Origin of the sequence: Saccharothrix xinjiangensis (assembly GCF_039527585.1) — a bacterium.
Taxonomy (GTDB): Bacteria; Actinomycetota; Actinomycetes; order Mycobacteriales; family Pseudonocardiaceae; genus Actinosynnema; species Actinosynnema xinjiangensis.
Window position 1 is genome coordinate 89,398 of the sequence record NZ_BAAAKE010000003.1, and the last position, 24,861, is coordinate 114,258.

Sequence of the window (24,861 nt, forward strand, 5' to 3'; positions counted from 1 at the left end):
CCCTCCTGTCGGTCACCACTCCTACGCGCTTCGGGCGCACCTGGTTGCACCCGGCCACCGGTTGCCGGATCGGCAACTTTTGTTGTCACTCGCGCGGGCCCGTCCGGAGGATCGGAGCCATGACCACCACAGAGGAGTACTGGGAAACGTTCTACCGCGAGCGCGACCAGGTCTGGACCGGGAAAGTCAACGAATTGCTGGCCAAGGAGGTGTCGGACCTCACCCCCGGCACCGCGCTCGACCTGGGTTGCGGAGAGGGCGGGGACGCGCTGTGGCTGGCCGCGCAGGGCTGGCGCGTCACCGCGGTCGACGTGTCGGCCGTCGCGCTGGACCGGGTCGGGGCGCGGGCCGCCGAGGCCGGGTTGGCCGAGCGGGTCGACCGGCAGCGGCACAACCTGTCGCACTCGTTCCCGGAGGGCGAGTTCGACCTGGTGTCGGCGCAGTTCCTGCACTCGACCACCGAGGCCGAGGGCGAGCGGAACCGCATCCTGGCGCGGGCGGCCGGCGCGGTGGCCCCCGGCGGGGTGCTGCTGATCGTGGGCCACGCCGGGTGGCCGAGCTGGGAACGCGGCCGCGTGGGCGAGTACCACTTCTCCACCAACGCCGAGGTCCTGGCCGGGCTCGACCTCGACGAGGGCTGGTCGGTCGAGGTGAACGAGTCGGTCTCGCGGGAGATCACCAGCCCCACCGGCGAGCCGGGCACGCGCGCGGACCACGTGCTGCGGCTGCGCCGCCGCTAGGCTGCGCCGCCGACACGAGAGGGTGCCGGCCGGGTTTGAGGCGGTGGCGGCACCGCGAGGGTTCAGGCTCGGCCACACCGCGATGGTCCCCGCAGCCAGGGTCGGCGAGCGGGGTGGGCGGGACAGGCTGGACGGGCGGAGCCGGCTGGGCAGGGCAGGCCGGCGGGCCGGGGCGGGCAGGGCAGGGCCGGCTGGGCAGGGGCGGCTGGTGGGGCGGGCGAACGAGATGGCCAACCGGGGTCGGGGGTCCCGGCTCAGGCCAGCAGGTCGGCCAGGGTGGTCAGCGCCTGCCCCAGGGGGAGGTCGACGCGGACGGACGCGTGCGCGTCACCCCTGGTCTCACCCCGGTTGACGATCAGGACCGGCGTGCCCGCGTCCGCCGCGCGCCGGACGAACCGCAGGCCGGACATCACCGTCAGCGACGACCCGAGCACCAACAGCGCGTCGGCGGCGTCCACCAGCGCGCCGCACCGCTCGACGCGCGGCTTGGGCACGTTCTCGCCGAAGAACACCACGTCCGGCTTGAGCACTCCCCCGCAGTCGGCGCAGTCGACCAGCCGGAACGAGCGCACCTCGGCCTCGGCCAGGTCGACGTCGCCGTCGGGGTTGACCCGGGACGCCTCGGCCGCGAAGCCGGGGTTGACCGCGCGGAGCCTGCGGTCCAGGTCCTCGCGGGGACTGGTCCGGCGGCAGCCCAGGCAGATCACCCGGTCGAGGCCGCCGTGCAGCTCGACCACGTCGGGCGTGCCGGCGGCCTGGTGCAGGCCGTCGACGTTCTGGGTGATCACGCCGGTCACGCGACCGGCGGCGTGCAGGCGCGTCACGGCGAGGTGGCCCGCGTTGGGCCGGGCGCGGGCGATGGTGCGCCAGCCCAGGTGGCTGCGCGCCCAGTACCGCCGCCTGCCCGCCGGGCTGCCGACGAACTCGTCGTAGGTCATCGGGGTGTGCTTGCGCAGGCTGCCCGCCGCGCCCCGGTAGTCGGGGATGCCGGACTCGGTGGACAGGCCCGCGCCGCTGAGCACCAGGACCCGGCCTGCCGCGAGCGCCCGCACGACCTCGTCCAGGCTCGTGGTGCGCGGCAGCGGCGCGCCGGTGGCCGTCCAGCTCAGCGTCGGCCTTGTGCGCATGGCACCCAGGTTACGTGGCCGGACCGACAACCCTGGTCGCGCGGCGACAGCCCAGGCCGCACAGCCGGCCCAGGTCGCGCGGCGACAGCCCGGGTCGTGCGGCCGGCCCGAGTCCGCCGCGCACGCGGTGGACCCGGCTGACCTGACCGGTGAACCCGGCTCACCTGGCCGGTCCGGTCGACTCGCGGATCACGAGTTCGGGCGGGTTGACCTGGACGTGGCCGTCGTCGACCTCGCCGAGCGCGGCGAGCAGCACCCGGGCCGCCGCCCGCCCCAGGCCGACGAGGTCCTGCCGCACGGTGGTCAACCTCGGGTACACCAGCTCGCTCATCGGCAGGTCGTCGTGGCCGATGATGGACAGGTCGCGGGGCACCTCGACGCCCAGCCTGCGCGCGGTGCTCAGGCCGGCCACGGCCATCGAGTCGTTGGCGAACAGGATCGCGGTGGGGCGGAGGTGGGCCAGCATCTCCCGCACGGCGTCCACCGCGCCATCCGGGCTGAAGTCGCCGGACGTCACCGAGGGCGCGGTTCCGAGGCCGTGCTCCTCCAGCACCTCCTCGACCGCCCGGATCCGGTGGTGGGTGTGCACCCGGTCCTCGGGGCCGGAGATGTAGCCGATGCGCCGGTGGCCGTACCGCAGCAGGTGCTCGACGGCCTGGTGGATGCCGCAGTCCGAATGGGGCGCGCGCACGGCCGGGATCGGGTCGTCCTCCCACGGGGTGCCGACGAGCACGGCGGGCAGGCCGAGGTCGCGCAGCAGCGCGAACCGGGTGTCCCCGACCCGGCTCTCGGTGAGCAGCACGCCGTCGACCCGGCCCTCCTCGGCGAGCCTGCGGTAGGCGGTCTCCTCGGCGAGCTGCTCCTCGCCCACGATGTGCAGCAGCAGGCCGTAGCCCCTGGGCGCCAACTCGCGCTCGATGCCGTCGATCAACAGGGTGAAATGCGGGTCCGTGCTGAGCAGGTTCGTCTCGCGTCGCAGGACCATGCCCACGGCCCGCGTCTTGGCGGCCCGCAGGGCGACCGCGGTGGCGGACGGCGTCCACCGGAGCTTGGCGGCCGCGGCCAGCACCCGCTCGCGGGTGGACGAGGAGATGCCGCTCTTGCCGTTGACGACCTTGGACACGGCCGAGACGGACACGCCGGCGAGCGAGGCGACGTCGGCGATCGTGGGCTTGCCACTTCTTACCATCTGGAAAACGTTACACCCGGCTTCTACCAGGGCCTCGACGGGTCGCATGTAAAACGATATACCTGTCTCGTGCAGCGCAACTCGGCAAAGCTGATCGGCCCGGACGGCACCCCGCTGACGTGGGTGGGCGTCAACTACTGGTCGCGCACCGGCGGTCCGCTGATGTGGCGGCACTACGACCCGGACGTGGTGGACGAGGAGTTGCGCACGCTGCGCGACCACGGCATCGGCCTGACGCGCAGCTTCTTCTACTGGCCCGACTTCATGCCCGAAGAGGACCGGCTCGACGAGGAGCTGGTGGGCAGGTACAACGATTTCCTCGACCGCCACCACGCGCTCGGCATGACCACCGTCCCCACCTTCGTCGTCGGTCACATGTCCGGGCAGAACTGGGACCCGCCCTGGCGCGACGGGCGCGACGTGTTCGGCGACGAGTCGTTCGTGGCGCTCCAGCGCTGGTACGTGCGGGAGCTGGCGGCCCGCTGGAAGGACCACCCGGCGGTGGCCGGGTGGCTGCTCAGCAACGAGATGCCGATTTACGCCGACTGGCGCTCGCGCGGCATCGGCACCCTCGACGCGGACGCCGTCACGGCGTGGGCCGCGGCGCTGATCGGCGAGATCAGGGCGGTGGGCGCGACCCAGCCGGTGTCGGTCGGCGACGGCGCGTGGGGCGTGGAGGTCACCGGCCTGGACAACGGTTTCCGGGTCCGCGACCTGGCGCCGCTGATCGACTTCCACGGGCCGCACGTGTACCGGATGGAGGACGACCCGCTGCGGCTGCACCTGGGCGCGGCGTTCGTCTGCGAGCTGCTCGACGTCGGCGGGAAGCCCGTCGTGCTGGAGGAGTTCGGGGTGACCTCGGACTACACCTCCGAGGAGCACGCCGCCCACTACTACCGGCAGGTCCTGCACACCACGCTGCTGGCGGGCGCGACCGGCTGGATCCCGTGGAACAACACCGACTACGACGACCTGTTCGACCAGGAGCCCTACCGGCACCACCCGTTCGAGATGCACTTCGGCCTGACCGACGCGCGCGGCCGACCCAAGCGGCAACTGGTCGAGGTACGACGTTTCACCGAGGTGCTGCGGCGCACGGACTTCGCCCGGTTGCGCCGCCCGGACACCGGGGTCGCGCTGCTGGTGTCGTCGTTCCTGGAGGCCCGGTACCCGTTCACCCAGCCCGAGGACGCCACCAGCGTGGCCGACCACTGCCGCCAGGCCTACGTGGCGGCGTGGGAGGCCGACCTGCCGGTGGGCGTGGCGCGGGAGCTGGACGGCGTGCCGGAGGACTGCGCGCTGTACCTGGCGCCGTCGGTCAAGCAGCTGACCGCGCCGACGTGGCGGGCGCTGGTGGCGCGGGCCGAGCGGGGCGCGGTGGTGTACGCGTCGTACTTCGTCGGCGAGCACCGCACGCAGCGCGGGCCGTGGTGGCCGGACCTGGACGGCACGTTCGGCGTGGTCAAGCAGCTGCGGTACGGGCTGGTCGACCCGATCGAGGACGACGAGCTGCGGATGGTGTTCGTCCACGACCTCGGTGACATCGCGGCGGGCGAGGAGCTGGTGTTCCGGGTCGCCGGCACGGAGCACTCGCGGGCGTTCCTGCCGGTCGTGCCGGACGGCGCGCAGGTGCTGGCGACCGACGCGCACGGGCGGCCCGCGCTGCTGCGCCGGCGGGTCGGCGACGGGTGGCTGGTGCTGTGCACCTACCCGTTGGAGCACATGGCCGCCCGCACGCCCCGGGTCAACCCCGAGCCGACGTGGCGGCTCTACGCGGCGCTGGCGGCCGAGGCGGGCGTGCGGCCGCGCGTGCGGGTGGCCGACCCGCTGGTGATGGCGGCGGTGATGGAGCACGAGGACGGGCGCGAGTTCGCCTGGTTCGTGAGCGGGCACGACGCGCCGGTGTCGGTGACGCCCGAGGTGGACGGCGGGTCGCTGGTGTCGCTCGACGGCGAGCCGGTGCGCGCGCTGGAGCTGGGTCCGTTCGGTGTGGTGGTGGCGGAAGTGCGGAGGGGCGAATGAGGATCGCGGCGGCGGACGTGGTGGTGACCTGCCCGGGGCGGAACTTCGTGACCCTGCGGGTGACCACGGAGGACGGCCTGGTCGGGCTGGGCGACGCGACGCTCAACGGCCGGGAGCTGGCGGTGGCGTCCTACCTGGCCGACCACGTGGTCCCGCTGCTGCTCGGGCGGGACGCGCGGGCGGTCGAGGACACCTGGCAGTACCTGTACCGGGGCGCGTACTGGCGGCGCGGGCCGGTGACCATGGCCGCGATCGCCGCCGTGGACACGGCGCTGTGGGACATCAAGGCCAAGGCCGCCGGGATGCCGCTCTACCAGCTGCTCGGCGGCGCGTGCCGGGTCGGGGCGCTGGCCTACGGGCACGCGTCGGGGCGCGACCTGCCGGAGCTGTTCGACTCGATCCGGCTGCACCTGGAGCGGGGTTTCCGGGCCATCCGCGTGCAGACCGGCATCCCGGGCCTGGCGACCGTCTACGGCGTCGCCTCGTCCGCGGCGGGCGGCGGCGACCGGTACGACTACGAGCCGGCCCGGCCGACCGCGCTGCCGGTCGAGGAGACCTGGGACACCCGCGCGTACCTGCGGCACGTGCCGGGCGTGTTCGAGGCGGTGCGCCACGAGTTCGGGCCGGAGCTGCCGCTGCTGCACGACGGTCACCACCGGATGACGCCGATCGAGGCCGCCCGGCTGGGCAAGTCGCTGGAGCCCTACGACCTGTTCTGGCTGGAGGACGCCACCCCGGGCGAGGACCAGGCGGCGCTGCGGCTGATCAGGCAGCACACCACGACCCCGCTGGCCATCGGCGAGGTGTTCAACTCCGTGCACGACTACACCACGCTGCTGGGCGAGCGGCTGATCGACTACGTGCGGTCGGCGGTCACGCACACCGGCGGCGTGACCGCGATGAAGAAGCTGCTGGACTTCGCCGCGGTGTACGGGATCAAGTCCGGGCTGCACGGCCCGACGGACATCTCGCCGGTGGGCATGGCCGCGGCGCTGCACCTGGACCTGGCCGTGCACAACTTCGGCATCCAGGAGTACATGCCGCACACCGCGGAGGCGCTGGAGGTCTTCCGCACCTCCTTCACGTTCGCCGACGGCCTGCTGCACCCGTCCGACGCGGCGGGGCTGGGCGTGGAGCTGGACCTGGACGCGGCGGCCCGCTTCCCCTACCGCGCCGCGTACCTGCCGGTGAACCGCCTGGCGGACGGGACCCTGCACGACTGGTAGGGCGCGGGCGCGGGTCGACCAGCGGTGGCCGGCCGTGGCCGGCTGTGGGGCCGGCCGCGGCCGGTCGTGGTGGTCGTGGTGGTCGTCCGGCTCCGCGCCGGGCCGGCTCCATGCCGGGCCGGGTCCGGTTCGCGGGTGTCGTCCGCTGCCCCGCGCCGGCCGATTCGGGCTGGGCGCGCCGCCCCCGAAGCGCTCAGCCGCGGACCACCGCCCGCACCAGCGCGGCGTCGTACGGGCGGTTCCCGGACTGCACCGGCATGGTGTCGGGCGGGCGCGGGCCGACCAGGGCGGCGGCCTCCGGCGGCAGGCCGATCCAGTGGTCGACCAGCTCCACGGCCACCGGCGCGCCGGGCGCGACCTCGCAGGTGATCTCGCGCGGCGTCGTGCCGTACAGCTCCAGTTGGCGGCTGCCCAGCGGGCGGTCGTCGAACCGGCAGCTCCCCTCGGGCAGCGTCACGTGCGTGCGCCACGCCCGCTCCCCCGGCGTGATCAGCAGGCGCAGCGCACCGGCGTCGGACGTCACCCCGGCGGTGGGGGCGGTCAGGTCCAGCGCCGGGGCGTCGGCGCGCAACGCCGGCTCGGGCAGCGGCGGCGCGGCGACCCGTTCCGGTTCCCCGCCCAGCACGCGGCGGGTCCACTCGTCGGTCTCCGGGTCGCCGGACAGCCAGTCCGCCCGGCCCGACTCGGTGTCCAGGCGGTAGACCAGCGCGTTCGGGCGCGGTTCGGCCGGGCTGAAACCGAACCTCAGCGTGCCCGCGGCCAGCAGCGCCAACGCCACCGCGCCGACCACGAGCGCGCCGCGGCGCGGCAGCTCACCGAGCAACGGCACCAGCAGCACACCGGCCAGCAGCGCGAACACCACGCCCACCGCCGCCAGCGGCATGCCCAGCGCCACCAGCAGCGTGCCGACCAGCGGCGGGTAGACGGCGGCGGCGACCAGGGGCGGCAGGAACGCCAGGCGGGGCCGCCACAGCGCGAGCAGGCCGGCCGCCAGCGGCCACTGGAACAGGAAGCTCGCACCCGGCACGAGCACCGCGGTGACCGCCAGCAGCACGGCGGGCAGCACCAGCACGCCCCCGATCACCTCCTCCGGGGACCGGTCCCGCACCAGCCGCGCCGCCACGAGCAGGGCCGCCAGCCCCAGCACCGCGAACCCGGCGACGAACCAGCCCCGCTCGTAGGGCTCCGACAGCGCCAGGAACGCCAGGCCCGGCCGCAGCGCCGCCACCGCCGACCACAGCGCGAACGTCACCGCGCCCGCCACGACCACCGCGCCGGCCGCCACCCCGGCCACGAACAGCACCCGCAACCGCCGCACGACGACGACCGCCAGGAACGCCAGGACCGTCAACGCCGCCAGGACCGCGGCCAACCACACGGGGTAGCGCACCAGCACGCGCGAGAACAGGTCGAAGTACACCGCCGAACCGCCGTCGGCCGCGCGCAGGTCCCGGTCGCCCAGCTCCCGCACCAGGCCCACCATCGTGTCGCCGTGGTGCTGGAGGCTGCCGCGGTCGAGCCGCTCCAGGTCGTCGTACGGCGAGTGGTAGTCGTGGACGTGCTCGATGAACGCGCTGTTGAGGCCCCGCGCGCCGGCGTCGAGGAACACGCTGAAATCGCTGTAGTTCGGCATCAGCCGGTAGACCTCGGCGGCCAGCGAGTTCGCGATGGGCCGGCCGGAGGCCCGCGCGAACGCCGACACCAGCGGCCCGTTGCCCGGACCCGTCTCGAACATCCACACCGGCCCGCCGCTGCCGCGGGCCTCCCAGTTCAGCACCGCGCCGTACCCGTCGACGCCGTGGCGCCGCACGAACGCCTCGGCCCCGAGCGTCCCGGCCTCCTCGCCGTCGGTGAACAGGAACACCACGTCGTTGCGCACGGGCCGCTGCCCCAGCGCCCGCACGGTCTCCAGCATCGCCGCGACCGCCGCGCCGTCGTCCGCCGCGCCGGGACCGGTCGGCACCGAGTCGTGGTGCGCGACCAGCAGCAACGCCCGGCCGCCGCTCGTGGACGGGTCGGTGCCGCGCACGCGGGCGACGACGTTGTGCGCGGTCGCGACCCGCTCCACCCCGCGCCACGACCGGACCACGTCGTCGGACTCCACCGACACCTCGGCGCCGAACCCGCGGGCGGCGCCGGCGACGTACTCGCGCACCCGCGCGTTGTCGGCCGAGCCGATCGGGTGGGGCCGCTGCGCGACCGCGCGCAGGTGCTCCTCGGCCCGGCCCGCGGCGAACTCGGCGGGCGGGGCGTCGGCGCGCGGCGCGGGCGGCCGGAACGCGAGCACCGCCAGCGCGCCCACCGCCGCGATCACCACGAGCAGCACCGCCGTCGACCACGTCCGCTGGAGCACCGGCCGACCTTAGCCGGCCGGCCGGCGGACCGGAACCGTTCCACCGGGCCTTTCGGATACCCGCAGCGCGTCCGCCCCGGCGCCGCACCCGTCGGGGCCGAACGGACGACGGGGGTCCTACCGGTGGGCGCGGCCGACCCGTAACGTCAGCCCGCGCTGCGAACAGGAGGCCCGATGGACACCCGCGACCACGTCTCCACCGAAGACCCCTTCGCCACCGCGCTGCGCGCCGCGATCGCCGCCCGGGGCCTGGGCCTGGACCGCATCCGGCAACGGCTGCTGGACCGGGGCACGGAGATCAGCGTCGCCGCGCTGAGCTACTGGCAGTCCGGCCGGAGCAGACCCGAGCGGCGCGGCTCCATCCAGGCCGTGCGGCACCTGGAGGAGGTGCTGGAGCTGGCGACCGGTTCGCTGACCGGGCTGCTGGGCGAGCCGCGCTCGCGCGGGCGGACCAGGCGGACGGCCGACGCGCCCGCGCTGGAGGAGATGTGGCCCGACCGCGAGCGGATCGAGCCGGTGCTGTCCCTGGTCGACCGGGACGAGGCGCTGAGCAGGATCACCCTGCACATCGCCGTGGAGGTCGCGGCGGACCGGGGCGTGCGGACCGTGCGGACCAGGCAGGTGCTGCGCGCCGAGCGCGACGGCGCCGACCGGTGGGTGACGGTGCACGACCTCACCCAGGCCGGCCCGGCGCCGCGGATCGTGCCGATCCGGTCGTGCGCGCTCGGCCGGGTCGTGCGCCAGGAGGAGGACGGGGTGGTGGCCGCTGAGCTGGTGTTCGACCGGGTGCTGGCGCGCGGCGAGACGATCGTGGTGGAGTACGCGTCGGTGGTCGACGGGCCGCCGTACCCGCGCGGCGACGACACCTATTGCAGCCAGTTCCGCACGCCGGTGCGCGACTACGCGGTGGAGGTGCAGTTCGACCCGGCGGCGCTGCCCACGTCGGTGCGCCGGTACGTGGTCAAGCCGGACGCGCCGCGCCCGGTCGAGCACCAGCGGATGGTGGTGTCGCCGGAGGGCTACACCCACGCGGTGGCGCTGGGGTTCGGTCCGGGCATGTTCTGCGTGGCCTGGGAGTGGCCGGACTAGGCGGCGACCCGACCCACCCGACCGCCCGCGATATCGGTCGACACGGGAGGTGGGCGCGGCGCACCATGTCCGCCGTGCTCACCACCCCCGCCGGTCACACCGCCCGGCCGCCCTCGCTCGACGACGCCGCGGCGATCCTGCGGCTCGTGCACGCCTACACGACCGCCGTCGTCGGGTTCGGCGACTACACCCTGGACGACGTGCGCGACGAGCTGGTCAGGCCCGGCTTCGACCCCGCGCGCGACGCCTGGCTGGTCTTCGACGGCGACGAGCCGGTCGGGTACGGGGTGGTCGAGAACCGCGGCGACGGCGCGCGGGTCGACGTGGACGTGACCTCCTCGCGGCCGGCCGTGGTGGACTGGCTGTTCGAGCGGGTGCTGGCGCGGGCCGGCGAGGTCGCGCGCGCGGCCGGGCACGCCGAGGTGGTCGTGGACCAGGGCGTCTACCGGCAGGACGAGGCGCTGCGGGACAAGGTGGCGGCGCTCGGGTTCACCGTTGGCACGACGTTCCACCGGATGCGGGCCGACCACGCGGGCGACGTGCCGCCTCCCGCGCCCGTCGGCGGGCTGGTGCTGCGCCCGGCCGTCGACGACGGGGCCCGGCGAGCAGCGCACGCGATCTGGAACGAGTCGTTCACCGGGCACTTCGGGTTCACGCCGAAGACCTACGACGAGTGGCACGAGGTGCAGGACCGGAAATCGATTTTCGACTGGTCCGGGCTGTGGCTGGCGGAGCTGGACGGCGAGCCGGTCGGGTTCCTGGAGCGCACCGACCAGTTCGCCGACGAGAACCGCGGCTACGTCGGCCACCTGGGCGTGCTGCCCGCGGCGCGCGGCCGCGGCGTGGCCGGGCACCTGCTGCGGCACGCGTTCCACCTGGACGCCGCGGAGGGCCGGGTCGGCACGGTGCTGCACGTCGACTCGAACAACCCCACCCCCGCGCTCGGCCTGTACGAGTCGGTGGGCATGCGGCCGGTGCTGGTGATCGACGTGTGGCGCGGCGCGTTCCCGACCTGAGCGGCCGCCATCCGCTGGACAGGGGATGGCCGCCCGGCGGCCGGCGGCCGGTGGTCAGGCGAAGCGCTGGCCGTCGATCAACCACCCGCCGTCGGTCTTGACCAGCGTGTAGACGTGCTGCTCCGGCTGGGTGCCGCCGTTCTTGTACGAGTACGTGACGGTCGCCGCCACCTCGTTGCCGCCCACCGGTCGCACGTCGGTGACGCTGACCGAGCTCATCTGGCCCCAGAACGCCTGGTAGTCGGCGAACGTGGGGGTGAACCGGGCCTTGAAGCCGTCGGTCAGCCGCGCGTAGCCCGCTTCCAGGTTGCCCGGCAGCAGGGCGTAGTAGTCGCCCAGGGCCCGGTCGGCTGGCACGTCGGCGGGCGGCTGCTCGGGCGGGGGCGTCGTGGTCTGCTCGGGCTGCGGGGTGGTCGTGGTCGTGCCTGGCGGCGGGGCGGTGGTCTGCTCGGCGGGCGGTTGCTGCTGCCCGGTGGTCGTGGCCTGCGTGGTGGTGGTGCTGTTGTCCGGGCCCGCCGTCGTAACCGGGTTCCCGTCCCGGTTGAGCAGGTAGACCACCAGGGCCACGGCGACCAGCGCCACGACGCCCAGCACGGCCAGCGCCTTGCGGTCGCCCCGGCGCTCCTCCCGCTCGGGGGTGGGTGACGACGGGGGCGGCGCGACGACGGGGGCGGACTTCGACTGGGCGGGATTCGGCTGACCCGACCTCGACTGGGCAGGCTCCGACTGGGCGGCGGGCGACGAAGCCGGCTGCAATCGCGACTGCGGTTGCGATTGGGCCGGTGACCCGGGCTGCAATTGCGACTGCGGTTGCGATTGGGGCTGCGACTGCGACTGTGGTTGCGATTGCGGCGGGGGCGGGGGCGGGGGCGTCGGCGTCGCGGCCGGCCGGGCGGCCGACTTCGACTCCGGCTCCGGCTCCGACGCCGGCTCCACCGAGGTCAGCGTGGCCAGCGGGGCGGCCAAGAGCGCGGTCGGGTCGGGCGTGCGCTCGAACCGCACGTCACGGATCATGCGCTCGGCGTCGGCCATGGTCGGCCGGGTGTCCGGGTTCGGGTCGAGCAGCCGCATCAGCACCGGCGCGAGCGGGCCCGCGTGGTCCGGCGGCGCGAACTTGCCCTCCGCGACCCGGTGCAGCAGGGCGATCGTGTTGCCGTCCACCCCGAACGGCGGATCGCCCTCCACCGCCGCGTACAGGGTGGAGCCGAGCGCGAACACGTCGGCCGGGAAACCGCCCTTCTCGCCGCGGGCCACCTCCGGCGCCAGGTAGGCGGGTGTGCCGACGAGCATCCCGGACGCGGTGACGGTCACCTCGTCGGCCGCGCGCGAAGTGCCGAAGTCGGTGACCTTGACCGTGCCGAACTCGGTGACCAGCACGTTGCCGGGCTTCACGTCGCGGTGCACGACCCCGGCCGCGTGCGCGGCGGCCAAGCCGGCCGCCAGCTGGCCGCCGATGCGCACCACCTCGTCGGGCGGCAGGGTGCCGCGCTCGGTCAGCACCCCGGCCAGGCTCCGCGACGGCAGGTACTCCATGATCAGCCACGGGTGGCCGTCGTGCTCGATGACGTCGTAGAGCGCGATCACGTTGGGGTGCTGCAACCGGGCCGCGATCCGCCCCTCGCGCACGGCGCGGTCGACCGACTCCTGGTCGAACCCGGCGCGGGACAGCAGCTCCTTCACCGCCACGACGCGGCGCAGGCGCGTGTCCTCCGCGCGCCACACCACGCCCATCCCGCCCGAGCCGATCCTCTCGGTCAGCCGATACCGGCCTGCGATCGTGCGGTCCTCCACCGGTGCTCCCAACGTCGTGCGCACGTTCGTCGCCAGGGTTACCCGATCAGGTGATCATTCGAACGTGCGTGTCAGTCCTAGCACCTCCGGCGGCCCCGAGCCGCTCACCACGCGGCGCGTCGCGGGCCCGGCGGACCGGCGTCCGGAGGCACCGCGACCGACCCCACCACCGCAGAAATGCGGAAACCCCTTCCCCCCGGCCCGCCGGTGATCCGAATCGTTACCGCCGAACGCGGACCGATAGTCCCGAACGGCGTTACGCGCGAGCGCGTTCACGCGAAGAAGGGAGCGTGCGAACACCGACCGCCGTCGCGCTGATCGGAGCCGGTCTGGCCACCGCCCTGGGTCTGGCCTTCTGGTCGGCCTCCTCGGCGCCACCGGACGCGACCCTCGTCCAGTGCACGTCGAAGTCCCGCCGCGCCGCGACCGTGGAGGCCGCCGTCTCCCTGCGCCTGGTCGACCGGGGCTCGACGCCGGACCGCGTCTCCACCGGCGGCCGGGCGCTGTCCTTCGACGAGTGGCGGGACGCGGAGCGGGACCTGTTCGAACGGGCCTGCGAGGTGTCGGTCCGGGCGGCCCAGCCCCAGACCTCGCCCGACCCGCTCGTCACGGCGCTGATCGGCCTCGTCCCGATCGCCGGCGGCGCGGCGATCGCGTGGTTCACCGCCGGCTGGCGCGACGCGCTCAACCGCGGCAAGGCGCAGGCGGCCGCCTTGAGCAAGGCGAGCCGGGCGTTCGTGACCGCCGTGCGCGACTACTGCGACGCGCAGGTCAACGGCGCGGCCGACACCGTGGCGACCCTGACCTCGGAGGTGCGCCACAAGCGGGACGACCTGGTCTCGCAGCTCAACCGGACCGCCGCGCTGCGCCGGGGCTGGACCGCGCCCGGCGCCCTGGAGGGGCAGGTGACCTCGGGCGTGCTCGGCGACGCGATCTCCACCGGTTGGGCCTACCGCGACGACCGGGGCGAGCGGCGGGGCAGGGCCGGCGACGTGACCCGGGCGGTGGAGGAGGTCGACCGGCGGGTCGACGTGGTGGTGCGGGCCCTGGAGACCCCCGGCAGGCGGCACGCCGAGCTGTGGGCCGAGTTCCCGAAGGAGAAGAGGCGGTGAACCCCTACGAGGTTCCTCACCTGGACGTCGGCAGCGGCAAGCCGCTGTCCCCGCTCAAGCACCGGGGGCACGAGGACTACTACGTCGCGGTCGACCACTCGGACGAGGCGTTCGAGCAGTTCAAGTCGAAGATCGGCGACGCGTCCGCGCTCAAGCGGGACGGGCGGCTGGTCGTGGTGGTCGGCCGGGAGCACTGCGGCAAGACGTCGTTGCTCAACCGGTGCGCCGCGTGGGTGAGCGGCGCGCTCACCGCCGAGGGGAACGGGGACGAGGGCGCCGGGACAGACGTGCACGTGCTGAACCTGGTGGACTCGTGCGAGCGGAACAAGTCGGTGCTGGACCGCCAGCAGTACGTCTACAGCTGCGTGGTGGACGAGCTGGAGCGCCGGGGCCAGCTCACCGCGGACCAGGTCGGCGAGTTGCGGGAACGCGAGGACAAGCTGGACCGCGGTTACCGCTACCTGAGCCTCAACCTGCGGCCGGAGGCGTTGGTGGTGGTGCTCCTGCCGCCCACCGAACTGCTGGCCGAAGTCGTCGAGTACGCCCGGTTCACCCAGAGGCGGTTGCTCTTCATGGTCGAGACCGCCGAGGTCGACCTGATCGAGCGCAAGTGGTCCGAAGTGGCCGACGTCAGCCGCGCCGAACCCCTGCGCCTGAAGGTCAACCTGCTCAAGGAGGGCGACGGGTGGGCGTTCATCCAGTCGAGGCACCGGCTTCACCCGGACGGGCAAGCGTGTCCGAAGGTCACGGAAAGTGCCGCGCAGAAGGTGATCGAGACGTGGAAACCGTCGATCGGGCAACTCCAGACGTTGCTCTACGGTATCTACAACGAGATGCTTGTCGAGCAGCGGGCTGAAGCGCGGACCGAGGTCTCCTTCGACGACATCAAGGACCTGTTCTTCTCGATGAACAGGACCGGAAGAGGATTCGAGGGCCATGGATGACGGACACGGTGACTCGCCGTCGATCGAGGACACCAACCCGTTCGCCGCGGTCGCGGTGGCCGACGCGACCGGCTTCGACTCGGACACCGTCACCGTCGTGACGCCCGCGGTGCGCGAGGCGGTCGGCCTCGTGAACGACTTCCTCAACGCCCCCGTCGAGCCCGGCCGCCCCACCGGCAACACCATCGCCGTCGTCGGCGAGTACGGCACCGGCAAGACGCACCTGCTCGGCACGGTCCTGCACCACGTCCGGGTGCGGGCGGACCAGGGGACGACCCGCGCCGTCTACCTGGAGGCGGAACCGCGCAGCTTCATCGAGCTGTACCGGGACTTCGTGGCGGAGCTGGAGCTGGAGGACGTGCGCGACCGGGTCCGCGAGTACTACGCGGACGTGGTGGCCGACGAGCTGGGCAAGACCCCGTTCACCGCGGAGATGGCCCCGCTCGTGCGCTCGGGCGCGCTGGACCCCGTGGAGACCAGCGCCCGCCTCGGCCTCGCCGAGACCGGGAACCTGGCCACGTTGCGCGGCAAGCTGGCGCAGGTGACCGAGAACGCGATGTTCGGCACCGCGCTGACCCTGCTGCTGCGCCCCGGTTTCACCCACGCGGCCTGGGAGTGGCTCACCGGTCACGCGCCCGACGGCGTGCTGGTGGACCGCGGCATCGACCGCGCCATCGACTCCGAGGAGGCCGCGCTGGAGGCGATGGGCGTGTTCGCCCTGCTCCACGGCCACCGCAACCGCCGCTTCATCGTGGTGGTGGACGAGCTCAACCGGCTGCTGTCGGCCCGGCGCAGGCCCACCCGGGAGGCGGTGGCGGCGTTCGACAAGATGCTCCGGGTCTTCGCCGGCACGCACGCGCTGCTGGTGCTGTGCGGCCTGCCCGACTACCTCGACGCGCTGGGCGACAACTTCTCGCAGCGCATCGGCCGCACCATCACGGTCTCGCCGCTGGACGCCGAGGCCGTCTCCGAGCTGATCCGCCGCAGCCAGCGGCGCATCGGCAGGCCGCCGCGGCTCCAGCCGTTCGACGCCGACGTGGTGCGCTACCTCGTCAAGTTGACCGAGGGCAACGCCCGGCGCGTCGTGCTGCTGTGCCGCCGGCTGTACCGGATGGCGCTGGACGAGGCGCCCGAACCGGACGGCGCCCGGGTGACCGAGGCGATGGTCCGCCAGGTCGCCCGCGGCCGGTCGTTCTTCGAGACCGTCCCGAACGTGCGCAACGAGATCCGCCAGGTGCTGTCCGCGTCGGGCGTCGAGTACCTGCGCGACCGCGCGCTGGGCGTCGCGGGCGCCCGCGCCGACTACTGGATCCCCGTGGCGGGCGACGAGGTCGGGTGCGCGGTCCTGGTGTCCGGTCCCGTGCTCGACCCCGCCGAGTCGAAGGAGCTGGTGGGGCGGGCGACGGCGATCCAGGCGGCGGTGGAGCGGGCCGACGTCCTGCTGGTGGCGGTCGGACCCGTCCACCCCGAGCTGGCGGGCGCGCTGACCGACGCGTTCACCGCGGAGCCGATCGAGTACCACCACTGGACGTTCAAGGAACTGCTGGCGAACGTGCTGGGCGAACGCCTGCGGGTCCTCCAGGAGAGCACCGCCTCGGACCCGGTGTCGATCGTGGGCGAGCGCGTCAACCGGGTCAGCCGCCAGCAGGCCAACACGCAGCGGATGCTCGACCAGCTCGTCGGCGCCCTGGAGCAGCTGACCTCCACGTCGGACCGGCAGTTCACCCAGCTGCGCAGGGAGATCACCGGTCTGGCGGACGGGTCGCGGTCGGTCTCCCGGGCGGCCGAGCGGGTGGGCGGGCGGGCCGAGCGCCCGGAACCGGCGGGGCTCCCGCTGCCCGTGGCGGAGCTGTTCGCCGAGGCCCAGCGTTCGCTGGACCGGGTCGACCACGTCGACGCGGCGCTGCGCGCGGTGTTCGGCGACAGCGCCGACGATCCCGCGCGGGCGGGCGGGGTGCGCAACGGCATCCGCGCGAAACTGCGGTCGCAGCAGGTGTTCCACTCCGTCGGGGTGGCCGCGCTGCTGCACCGGCTGCTGGCCGGCTTCCGCGAGGGCATCGTCGACTGGTACCGGGCGTACGCCTCGTCGTTGAGCGGCCCGCCCTTCGCCGACGAGCACGAGCGGCTCAAGTCCCTGTGCCGCGCCTACGACGCGGTCTACGAGTACATCCCCGTGTTCCGGTTGGACGGACTGGAGGAGTTCGCGTCGTCACCGACCGGCGGCAGGTCCGACGCGGCGCCCGCGGCGCTCGACCACGTGCGCGAGACGTTCAACGAGCTGGGCAGGCAGGTGCAGTCCACGGTGTGGCAGTCGGTCACCGGCCCGCGCTGAACCCCGTGCCCCGCCCGGTGACCGGGCGCGGTGGCCGAACCCGGTGGCCGAACCCGGTGACCGGGCCCGGTGCTCAGCCCGTGCGCGCCAGGGAACCGGCCAGGTCCGCCACGAGGTCCTCGGCGCGGTCGACCGCTCCGGGGTGGAGGGTCAGCCCCACGACCGAGTGGCCGGGCCGCACCCGTCGGCAGTGGATCGCGCCGCGTTCCAGGTGGACGCCGACGTGCTCCAGCCGACCGCCCAGCGCGTTCAGGCCGACCCGGCTGAACTGCCCGACCAGCCTGGGGAACCGGGCGCCCAGCTCGCCGAAGGCGGTCCTGGCGCGGCGGGTCGCCGGGTCGAGCCGGTCGTCGTCCAGGCAGTCGACCGAGACCACGCCGTCGGGTGTGCACCAGGCCGCGTAGTGCAGCGCCTCGAACCCGACGGCCCGGCGGCAGGCGGCCGCCGGGTCGGTGTCCTCGCGCCCGGTCGCGCGCGCGACCCGCCGCTCGCCCGTCGGCAGCGGCCGGGGTGTCAGGGCCGACCCGCTCGGCCACGCGCCGGACGGCCGGCCGGCCAGCCTGTCGCGCAGCCGCAGCACCAGTTCCGACACCAGCGCCTCGGCGCCGGGACCCGCTCGGCCGCCGCGCGCCGCCTCGGCGAACCCGATCACGTGCTGGTTGGGCACCACGGCGGCGCAGTGCACCGCGGCGTCGCGGCCGTTGAGCACGACCCGCAGCAGGCTGCCCGTGCCCGCCGCGGCCAGTTCGGCCTCCAGGTCGCTCACCGACAGGTTGAGCTGGCGCGCGATCCGCGAGTAGTCGTCCCGGGTGCAGTCGATGTGGTGGTTGCCGACGTCGTCGACCACGTCGACCGAGAGGTCCGCGACCCCGTTGGTGTAGTGGCCCAGGTGGCACAGGGAGTGCCCGCCGCCCACGGTGGTGCGCAGCATCCCCACCACGTCGCCCCAGCGGGCGTCCACGTGGGAGGACAGGTTCTCCACCGGCCGCGTCACGAGGACCTGCCGCGGCCACGGCGCGGGCAGCGCCCGGGTTCACATCTCGGGGGCATCGAGAACCACGTCCTTCCACTGGGCGGGGTCGTCCGAACCGAGGTTCGCCCGCACGGTCAGGGTGATCGGGTGCTCCGCCTCCAGGTGGTCGAGGCAGTGCTCGTAGATGGTCCCCAGCTGGTCGCGCGCGAGCTGCACGTCGTCCGCCGCCCCCCTGATCCGCGCGCGGTTCGCCGCGGCGGCGAGGCTCCACGGGTGGACCGGGCCGAGCCTGGTCCGCAGGCCCTCGTACGCCTCGTCCGCGGCGCGCAACGCCGCCTCCGTGCGGCCGTCGGCGTTCAGGAACACCGCGTGGTCGAGCCGGCACAGCAGGGTGAAGGGGTGGAACACGCCGTGGTGCCGGTGGTAGCCGTCCAGGCACTGCCGGGAGAGGCCGACCGCCGTGGCCGCGTCGCCCGCGGCGTGGTGCGCGGCGGCGAAGCTCAGCAGGCACGCGCGGGTGTCGGTGTGGTGCTGGCCGTACAGCTTCCGGTACTCCCGCGACGTGTCGGTCAGCACCTCCAGGGCGGCCAGGGGGTCGGCGCGCACCCTCAGCTCGGGCCGCGGGTCGACGCTCATCCGCCGCAGCGCGGCGCCCTTGCTCCACTGGACGCGCAGCTCGTACCGCGAGTTGCCCGACCCGATCGAGATGATCCGGACGCTCGCCTCCTGCAACACGGTCAGCGCCTCCTCGTACCGGCCCAGCTCCCTAAGGTAGGTGCCGGTGGAGCACGCGGACCACCACACGTCCGGGTGGTCCGGGCCGAGCAGGCGCAGCCGCTGCTCGCGGATCTCCCGCTGGACGGCGAGCGCCTCCTCGGTGAAACCCGAGAGGTACAGGGAGAACGCGAGGTTGTTGGCGGCGCGCAGGGTGTCGGGGTGGTCGCGGCCGAGCACGGCGCGGAACCCGTTGATCGTGGCGTGCTCCTCGGTGAGAGCGCTGTAGAAGTCCCCGATCACGCGCAGCCCCTGGGCGACGCTGCGCGCGGTGCGCAACGTCCGGGGGTGGTGCAGGCCGAGCACGCGGCGCTGGTCGTCCAGGAGCGCCTCGTCCAGGTGGAGCGCCTCCTTGTCCTGCCCCAGCGCGCGTTCGAGGTTGGCCAGGTGGAACCGGAGCCTCATGCGCAGCTCGACGTGCTCGGCCTCGTCCCAGCCGTCGAGCAGGGACCGGGCGAGCCCGGCGGCGAAGCGCCACACCTCCGGGTCGCCGTCGAGCAGGAAGAAGCGCAGCTGGTCGACCAGCCAGCGCCGCACCTCGGGCAGCTCGCACGCCGGCGCGCCCGAGGGCACGATGTGCCCGCGCAGCTCGCGCAGGTCCGCGACCCGGTCGAAGTTGTCGATCTCCGCCTCGGTGGGCGCCGCGGCGGCCAGGGCGCGCAGCACCGCGGTGCGCCGCTCGACCAGCTCGTCCTCGTCCATGAGGTCCCGCAGGAGCTCCAGCACCAGGCGGTGGACGACCAGGGAGGCGGGCTGGGCGGCGGTGAGCCGGAACAGGCCGGCGCGCACGCCCGCCCAGAGCACCCGGTCCAGCTCCAGGTCGTCCCAGGGCTCCTCGCCGGCGCCGGCCGGCGCGGCGAGGAACGGCGGCGAGTGCAGCAGCCGCGACGCCACGCCCTCCTCGCCGAGGAAGGCGCACAGCTGGGCCACCCGCAGCACCCTGCGGCCCAGCGGCCGGGCCGCCAGCTCGTCCAGCACGACCCGCAGGGCGCCCGCCGCGCCGCGCCGGGCGCCGTCCTCCAGCGCCTCCAGGAACTCCGCGGCGGCCAGCGAGGCGGCGTCGGCGCTCGGCTCGCCGCGGCCCCGGTGCGCGGCGGCGGCGTCCTCCAGCCGGCAGGCCACGAGGTGGAGGGCGAGCGGCAGGTGCCCGACCGCCTCCGCGACCTCCTCGGCCGCCTCGCCGGGCAGGTCCCGCACGCGGGCGAGGAGCAGCGCCTCGCTCTCGGCCGGGCGGAACGCCCCGAGCCGCACGGGCGCGGGGTCGAGCGCGCGGGAGGTGACCAGGACGTGGCCCGCGCCGGCGGCCGGCACCAGGTCGTGCAGCGCCTCGGGGTCGTCGGCGTTGTCGTACACCAGCAGCCAGCGCGACCCCTCGTCGGCGGTGGACAGCCGCGCGAGCACCCGTTCGACCGCGTCGCCGCCCTCGGTCAGCTTCAGCCGGCCGGCCAGCCGCGCGAGGGACGCGGTGATGGACTGCCGGTCGTGGGCGCGCACCCACCACACGTGCTCGTAGTCGAACGCGAACCGCCGGGCGTACTCGCGCGCCAGCTCGCTCTTGCCGACGCCGGCCGGGCCGGTGACCCACCAGGTGCGCGGACCGGGCTCGGCCGTCAGGTGGTCCCGGATGCCCTCGATCTCGTCCTCGCGCCCCACGAACGGCGACGGCGGCGGTGGCAGGTCGTCGAGGCGCGGCGCGAGGCGGGGGAACCGCACGCCGGTCCCGGTGGCGACGGGCACCACGGGGAACGGCGCCAGCAGCCGGGTGCGCGCCTCGGCCGGGTCGGTCACGTCGTCGAGCTCGACGACGGTCGCGCCGGTGAACTCGCCGGGCGCGGCGCCGGCGGTCGGCGCCACCACGACCACCGGGGTCCCCGGGCTGTCGCGCAGCGCCGACGCCAGGGCCAGGCCGCGCGCCGACCCGGCGAACGCGGGCGAGTGCACGACGACCGCGGTCGCACCGGGCGGCAACGCGCCCTCGAACCGCGTGACCAGCGCGCCGGCGAGCGAGAACTGCGACTCCGCCCAGTCCGCCCAGGGTCGGTCACCCGGCGCGTGGGCGAGCACGACGCGGGCCGGGCCGGTCGGGGCCGCGAGCCCCACCGCGTGCAGGTAGCTGGCCAGGAACTCCGGCGGGAGCGGCACCGGCGCGACCTGGCGGTCGGCCACGGCCGCCGCCAGCCTCCGGTAGGCCTCCCGGTGCGAGCCCTCGTCGTCGTCCGCGATCACGGCCAGGGTCGTGTCGAGGTGGGAGCCGTAGGGGTGGCGGGGCATCGGGACCGCCGCCGTCGACATCCGGCGGCCCTCGCCCTTCTCCGCCAGCACCCGCCGGAACGCCGCGTCGACCTCCGCCGCGCCCTGCCGCGACCGGGCCGCGTCGGCGTCGTCCTGGTCGAGCCCGAGCGACACCGCGAGCAGCCGCACGCCCGCCAGCGTCGAGTCCCACACGTCGCCGGCGATCCCGACCGCCCGGCGGACGGCGCCGGTGACCGGCGGGAAGCACACGGCGACCACGTCGCACAGCCGCGCCAGGCGGCCCGCGGCGTCGGCCGACAGGTCGGTCGGCGCGTCGACCAGCACGAAGTCGTAGTCGCTGCGGCGGATGCCGTCGCGGAGCCGTTCGACCTCGCCGGGGCCGCCGTGGTCGCCGGAGAAACCCCGCACCGGCGACGCCGGGTCCCGCGGCGACACGACGTCGAGGCGGCCCGCGCCGCCGGGCAGCCGGCAGCGGCTCACCACCAGGGACGGGAACAGCTCGTCGTCGAAAGCGCGGTCGGCGGGCAGGCCCGCCCGGCGCGGCCGGACCACCTCCGCCAGGAACTCCCGCACGGGCGGGCCCGCGATGTGGAACGGGCCGAGGTAGTCGTGCACGCGCGAGGTCTCGGCGCCCCAGTCGGCGACCGCGACGCGGTTCCCGGCGGCGGCCAGCAGCCACGCGAGGTTGGCCACCACCCCGGCGCACCCGACGCCGTTGGCGGCCGACGTGAACGCCGCGATCAGCGGTGAGCGGGCCGGCGCGCCGCCGCGGGTCCGGAGGTCGGTCATCGGCGTCCCCGCCTCAGATCCGGCTCTGGAACGAGGCGTACTGGTCCGCGGGCGCGCCGCTCTCCCGCAGGATGCGCCGCAACGAGCCGTACAGCGCCGTGCGCGGCAGGGCTTCCAGCCGCTGGAGGTCCACGCCGGTCAGGTCGACCAGGTCCGATTCCAGCTCGGCTCCCCCGACACCCGCGGTGTCACCCACCCGTGCTCCCTTCGCGGGGCGGTCACCCCGCGGCGCGGGGCGGATCCGGCCGCGTCAGCATCATGCACCCATCGGGACGTTCCGAATCCGCAAACGTGTGGCCGTTAACCCGGACGGATGATCACAAGCCACCGCTTGGCGAAATCTGCCCGGCCACCACGGGATCGGACGCACGCGGAGTACCGCCGAGGAGGACCCGCCGTTACGCCGTTCGGGTCGCCCCCGGCGTCGCGACCGCGGGTCCTAGCCTGGTCCGCACGGCACGACCGGGCACCCGACCTCCTCCGCCCGGACCTCCCCGGAAGGCGGCCCGACCCCGATGACCACGGTGCACCGCATGTCGCGCGCGATGTTCCGGGAACTCGCCGCGGGCGGGGGCGGGGCGCGCGCCGTCCACGCGCTGGCCGCCGCCCGCCGCAGCCGGGTGCTGGTCGCGCTGCGCGCGGTGGTGGACCTGGTGGCGGAGGCGGGCCACCCCGACGCGGCGCTGGTGCGCACCGCGTTCCGCGACCTCGCCGACCTGCCCTGGCCGGCCGTGCGCGAGGTGCTGGCCTACCCGCGGGTCGCCGCCTGGGTGCTGCGCACGGCGGGCGCGCTGGCCTCGGGCGGGCCGGGGGACGCCTCGCCGGGGCGCCTGGTCGCCGTGCTCGCGGCGGCGCGGGCGCGAGCGGGCGCGCCCGGCTCGGTCGAACTGCCGGCCGCGGCGACCGTCGTGCTGCCCACGCTGGGCAGCTACCGGCCCGCGTCGGCCTGCCCGGTGCGCGTGACCACGTCGGCGACCGGGACCACCCTGTGCGAGGACGGCGTCGAGACGCCGGTGGCGGACCGGGCGCTGCCCCGGTGGCAGCCGGTCGGCCGCGTCGCGGTGGCCCACCGGGGGCGGGTGCTCGACCTGCGGGTCGACGGTGCGCTCCGGCACGGCCTGCCCGCCGAGGTGCTGGTGCACGAGCGCTTCGCGGACGACCTCGACGCGGCCGCGTGGCGCGGGCGGCTGGCGGGCGGGTGGGCCGTGCTGGTCGACGGGCACGGCCGCGTCGCCGAGGAGGTCGCCGCGGCGACCTCGGTGCTCACCCCGCTGTCCGGGCCGACGCCCGAGCAGGTCAGCGCGACCTTCGCGGACATGTTCGGGTGCGTGGCGATGTCCCTGCCCGCCGACGCCGTGACCGCCGCCCTGACCCTCGCGCACGAGGTGCAGCACGCCAAGCTGGCCGCGCTGGCCGACCTGTTCACGCTGGTGCGCCGCGACTCGCCGGTCCGGCTCTACGCGCCGTGGCGATCCGACCCGAGACCGCCGGGGGCCCTGCTCCAGGGCGCTTACGCGCACCTGGGCGTGGCCGCGTTCTGGCGTCGGCGCGGGGGCGCGCGGGCCGAGGTGGAGTTCGCCCGGTGGCGGGCGGCGGCGCACGGCGCGGTGCGGGCGCTCGACGGCTCCGGCGCGCTGACCGACGTGGGCGACGAGTTCGTCGCGGGCATGGCCGAGGTGCTCGACGCCTGGTCGGCCGAGCGGGTGTCGCACCGGGCCGAGGAGGAGGCCGCGCGGCTCAACGAGGAGCACCGGTCCCGCTGGCTGCGCGCCGACGGGTGACCCCCGCTACCGCCAGCGGGGCTCGTCGGAGCCCTGGCGGGAGGGGCCGCGGTCCCACGTGGTCGGCGCGCCCGCCCAGGTCACAGGCGGCAGGGCGTGGCGCAGCGGCCCGTACGGGGACGGGGTCGTGGTGAGCCACCGCCCCGGGTCGTGCTCGCCCTCGGGGGTGGACGGGCGGACGTCGTGCAGGAGCCAGGACGCGGTGCCCGCCAGCGACAGCCGCACGTGCCGCCCGCCCGGTTCGGCCAGCCCGCGCAGCACGGCCGCCGCGAGCAGGTAGCCGGTGCCGTGGTCGAGCGCCTGCGCCGGGAGCACGCCCGGTTCGCCGTCGACGCCCTCCACCGCGGCGATGCCGGTGGCGGCCTGCACGAGGCTGTCGAACCCGCGCCGAGCCGCCCACGGGCCCTCGTGCCCCCAGGCGGACAGCTGGGCCACGACCAGGTCCGGCCGCCTCTCCAGCAGCGCCGCGGGGGCCAGGCCGTGGCGGTCGAGCGCGCCGGGCCGGTAGCCGGTGACCACCACGTCGGCGTCGTCGAGCAGGGCGTCGAGCGCTCGTCGGTCGGCCGGGTCGTCCAGGTCCAGCAGCGTCGAGCGCTTGCCGATGCCGGTGTCGGCGTGCGCGTCGGGGTCCTCGGGCAGCCGGGGGCTGTCCACCCGCAGCACGTCCGCGCCCAGGAACGCGAGCGCGCGGGTGGCGACCGGGCCGGCGATCACCCTGGTCAGGTCCAGGACGCGGACGCCGTCCGCCGGGCGGTCCGCCGGCGGCAGCGCGCGCCGGGCGCCGGGGGTGCGCCGGACCTCCACCAGGGGACGCCGGGCGGGGTCGGGCCCGGTCGCCGCCGCCACGGCCAGCGCCCCGGCCGCGTACGCGGTCTCCTGCACCTCCAGGGCCCGCCGCGTCGCCAGCTCCCGCCGCAAGGCTTCGCGGTCCTCGGGCACGCCCAGCGCGCTCAGCAGCCGTTCGCGGTGGTGCGGGTAGTTGGCGTGCGTGCGCGCCCACCCGTCGGCGGTGCGCCAGAACCCGGACAGCGGCGCGAACGCCGCACCGGCCCGACCGTCGACCCGCAGGTGCCGCTCGCTGGTGAACGCGACGGCGACCGCGCCCTCGTCCACCACCACGTCCGGCGTGGGCCCGCCGTTGCGCAGCGCCAGCAGCTCGGCCGCCGCGAGCGAGCACGCGCCGACCGTCGCGCGCGCCGCGTCCCGCACCGGCAGCCGGGCGGGCAGCACGTCGCCCGCGCCCCGGTAGGACACCTCCCCGGCGGCGCCGCCGAGCGCCGTCCACACCTGCCTGGTGACCGCGTCCACGGAACCAGTGTGCCCGGCGGCGCGTCGGGATTGTCGGACCTG

General features: G+C 75.2%; 17 protein-coding genes. 9 read left to right on the top strand and 8 right to left on the bottom strand.

Going from position 1 to position 24,861, the window contains the following annotated elements:
• The first annotated feature begins 119 nt into the window (after positions 1–119).
• Positions 120–740, top strand: coding sequence for an SAM-dependent methyltransferase (locus tag ABD223_RS08685; RefSeq protein ID WP_344035477.1), 621 nt, complete (start codon positions 120–122; stop codon positions 738–740).
• A 254-nt stretch (positions 741–994) separates the two neighbouring features.
• Here ABD223_RS08685 and ABD223_RS08690 read toward each other — a convergent pair whose 3' ends face one another.
• Together ABD223_RS08690 and ABD223_RS08695 are read right to left on the bottom strand one after the other, a co-directional pair.
• Complete coding sequence (locus ABD223_RS08690; protein WP_344035478.1) at positions 995–1,867, bottom strand: NAD-dependent protein deacetylase; 873 nt, start codon at positions 1,865–1,867, stop codon at positions 995–997.
• Between the two features lie 160 nt (positions 1,868–2,027).
• A complete protein-coding gene (locus ABD223_RS08695) occupies positions 2,028–3,056 on the bottom strand; it encodes a LacI family DNA-binding transcriptional regulator (RefSeq protein ID WP_344035479.1) in 1,029 nt (342 codons plus the stop codon).
• A 69-nt stretch (positions 3,057–3,125) separates the two neighbouring features.
• On the opposite strand from ABD223_RS08695, the gene ABD223_RS08700 reads away from it, so the two are divergent.
• Positions 3,126–5,078 carry a cellulase family glycosylhydrolase gene (locus ABD223_RS08700; protein ID WP_344035480.1) on the top strand — a complete coding sequence of 651 codons (1,953 nt, stop codon included), beginning with the start codon at positions 3,126–3,128 and terminating at the stop codon, positions 5,076–5,078.
• A complete protein-coding gene (manD, locus tag ABD223_RS08705) occupies positions 5,075–6,304 on the top strand; it encodes a D-mannonate dehydratase ManD (protein ID WP_344035481.1) in 1,230 nt (409 codons plus the stop codon). The genes ABD223_RS08700 and manD overlap by 4 nt, the downstream gene beginning before the upstream one ends.
• A 193-nt stretch (positions 6,305–6,497) precedes the next feature.
• Here manD and ABD223_RS08710 read toward each other — a convergent pair whose 3' ends face one another.
• Positions 6,498–8,657, bottom strand: coding sequence for a M20/M25/M40 family metallo-hydrolase (locus tag ABD223_RS08710; RefSeq protein ID WP_344035482.1), 2,160 nt, complete (start codon positions 8,655–8,657; stop codon positions 6,498–6,500).
• A gap of 174 nt (positions 8,658–8,831) precedes the next feature.
• Here ABD223_RS08710 and ABD223_RS08715 point away from each other — a divergent pair, with 174 nt between their 5' ends.
• Positions 8,832–9,746: a hypothetical protein gene (locus ABD223_RS08715; protein WP_344035483.1), complete on the top strand. Its 915-nt coding sequence runs from the start codon at positions 8,832–8,834 to the stop codon at positions 9,744–9,746.
• 65 nt (positions 9,747–9,811) lie between these two features.
• Positions 9,812–10,762, top strand: coding sequence for a GNAT family N-acetyltransferase (locus ABD223_RS08720; protein ID WP_344035485.1), 951 nt, complete (start codon positions 9,812–9,814; stop codon positions 10,760–10,762).
• Positions 10,763–10,816: 54 nt separating this feature from the next.
• Here ABD223_RS08720 and ABD223_RS08725 read toward each other — a convergent pair whose 3' ends face one another.
• Positions 10,817–12,553, bottom strand: coding sequence for a protein kinase domain-containing protein (locus tag ABD223_RS08725; RefSeq protein WP_344035486.1), 1,737 nt, complete (start codon positions 12,551–12,553; stop codon positions 10,817–10,819).
• 290 nt (positions 12,554–12,843) lie between these two features.
• Between ABD223_RS08725 and ABD223_RS08730 the strand changes: the two genes are divergently transcribed.
• The 3 genes from ABD223_RS08730 to ABD223_RS08740 are packed head-to-tail and all read left to right on the top strand — an operon-like array spanning position 12,844 to position 16,941.
• On the top strand, positions 12,844–13,665 hold the full coding sequence (locus ABD223_RS08730; protein ID WP_344035487.1) for a hypothetical protein: 822 nt from the start codon (positions 12,844–12,846) through the stop codon (positions 13,663–13,665).
• Positions 13,662–14,609 (top strand): hypothetical protein, encoded by a 948-nt coding sequence (locus tag ABD223_RS08735; protein ID WP_344035488.1) that lies wholly within the window; start codon positions 13,662–13,664, stop codon positions 14,607–14,609. The genes ABD223_RS08730 and ABD223_RS08735 overlap by 4 nt, the downstream gene beginning before the upstream one ends.
• Complete coding sequence (locus ABD223_RS08740) at positions 14,602–16,941, top strand: hypothetical protein (protein WP_344035489.1); 2,340 nt, start codon at positions 14,602–14,604, stop codon at positions 16,939–16,941. The genes ABD223_RS08735 and ABD223_RS08740 overlap by 8 nt, the downstream gene beginning before the upstream one ends.
• Before the next feature lie 73 nt (positions 16,942–17,014).
• Here ABD223_RS08740 and ABD223_RS08745 read toward each other — a convergent pair whose 3' ends face one another.
• From ABD223_RS08745 to fxsA, 3 genes are read right to left on the bottom strand one after another with little or no spacing between them, the layout of a single operon-like run.
• Positions 17,015–17,935, bottom strand: a complete 921-nt coding sequence (locus ABD223_RS08745) for a hypothetical protein (RefSeq protein WP_344035490.1) — start codon at positions 17,933–17,935, stop codon at positions 17,015–17,017.
• A 39-nt stretch (positions 17,936–17,974) separates the two neighbouring features.
• Positions 17,975–21,730: an FxSxx-COOH system tetratricopeptide repeat protein gene (gene fxsT, locus ABD223_RS08750; RefSeq protein WP_344035491.1), complete on the bottom strand. Its 3,756-nt coding sequence runs from the start codon at positions 21,728–21,730 to the stop codon at positions 17,975–17,977.
• Between the two features lie 13 nt (positions 21,731–21,743).
• On the bottom strand, positions 21,744–21,926 hold the full coding sequence (gene fxsA / locus ABD223_RS08755) for an FxSxx-COOH cyclophane-containing RiPP peptide (RefSeq protein ID WP_344035492.1): 183 nt from the start codon (positions 21,924–21,926) through the stop codon (positions 21,744–21,746).
• Positions 21,927–22,263: 337 nt separating this feature from the next.
• Between fxsA and ABD223_RS08760 the strand changes: the two genes are divergently transcribed.
• The gene (locus ABD223_RS08760; protein WP_344035493.1) at positions 22,264–23,511 is read left to right on the top strand and encodes an aKG-HExxH-type peptide beta-hydroxylase; all 1,248 of its coding nucleotides are present in this window, start codon (positions 22,264–22,266) and stop codon (positions 23,509–23,511) included.
• Positions 23,512–23,517: 6 nt separating this feature from the next.
• Here ABD223_RS08760 and ABD223_RS08765 read toward each other — a convergent pair whose 3' ends face one another.
• Positions 23,518–24,819: a CoA transferase gene (locus ABD223_RS08765; protein WP_344035494.1), complete on the bottom strand. Its 1,302-nt coding sequence runs from the start codon at positions 24,817–24,819 to the stop codon at positions 23,518–23,520.
• Positions 24,820–24,861: the final 42 nt, after the last annotated feature.

Bases quoted from the DNA above. Each gene is read 5' to 3' on its own strand.
- ABD223_RS08685 (WP_344035477.1), top strand. From the start codon at position 120: ATGACCACCACAGAGGAGTACTGGGAAACGTTCTACCGCGAGCGCGAC.
- ABD223_RS08690 (WP_344035478.1), bottom strand. From the start codon at position 1,867: ATGCGCACAAGGCCGACGCTGAGCTGGACGGCCACCGGCGCGCCGCTG.
- ABD223_RS08695 (WP_344035479.1), bottom strand. From the start codon at position 3,056: ATGGTAAGAAGTGGCAAGCCCACGATCGCCGACGTCGCCTCGCTCGCC.
- manD (WP_344035481.1), top strand. From the start codon at position 5,075: ATGAGGATCGCGGCGGCGGACGTGGTGGTGACCTGCCCGGGGCGGAAC.
- ABD223_RS08715 (WP_344035483.1), top strand. From the start codon at position 8,832: ATGGACACCCGCGACCACGTCTCCACCGAAGACCCCTTCGCCACCGCG.
- ABD223_RS08720 (WP_344035485.1), top strand. From the start codon at position 9,812: ATGTCCGCCGTGCTCACCACCCCCGCCGGTCACACCGCCCGGCCGCCC.
- ABD223_RS08740 (WP_344035489.1), top strand. From the start codon at position 14,602: ATGGATGACGGACACGGTGACTCGCCGTCGATCGAGGACACCAACCCG.
- fxsT (WP_344035491.1), bottom strand. From the start codon at position 21,730: ATGACCGACCTCCGGACCCGCGGCGGCGCGCCGGCCCGCTCACCGCTG.
- ABD223_RS08760 (WP_344035493.1), top strand. From the start codon at position 22,264: ATGTCGCGCGCGATGTTCCGGGAACTCGCCGCGGGCGGGGGCGGGGCG.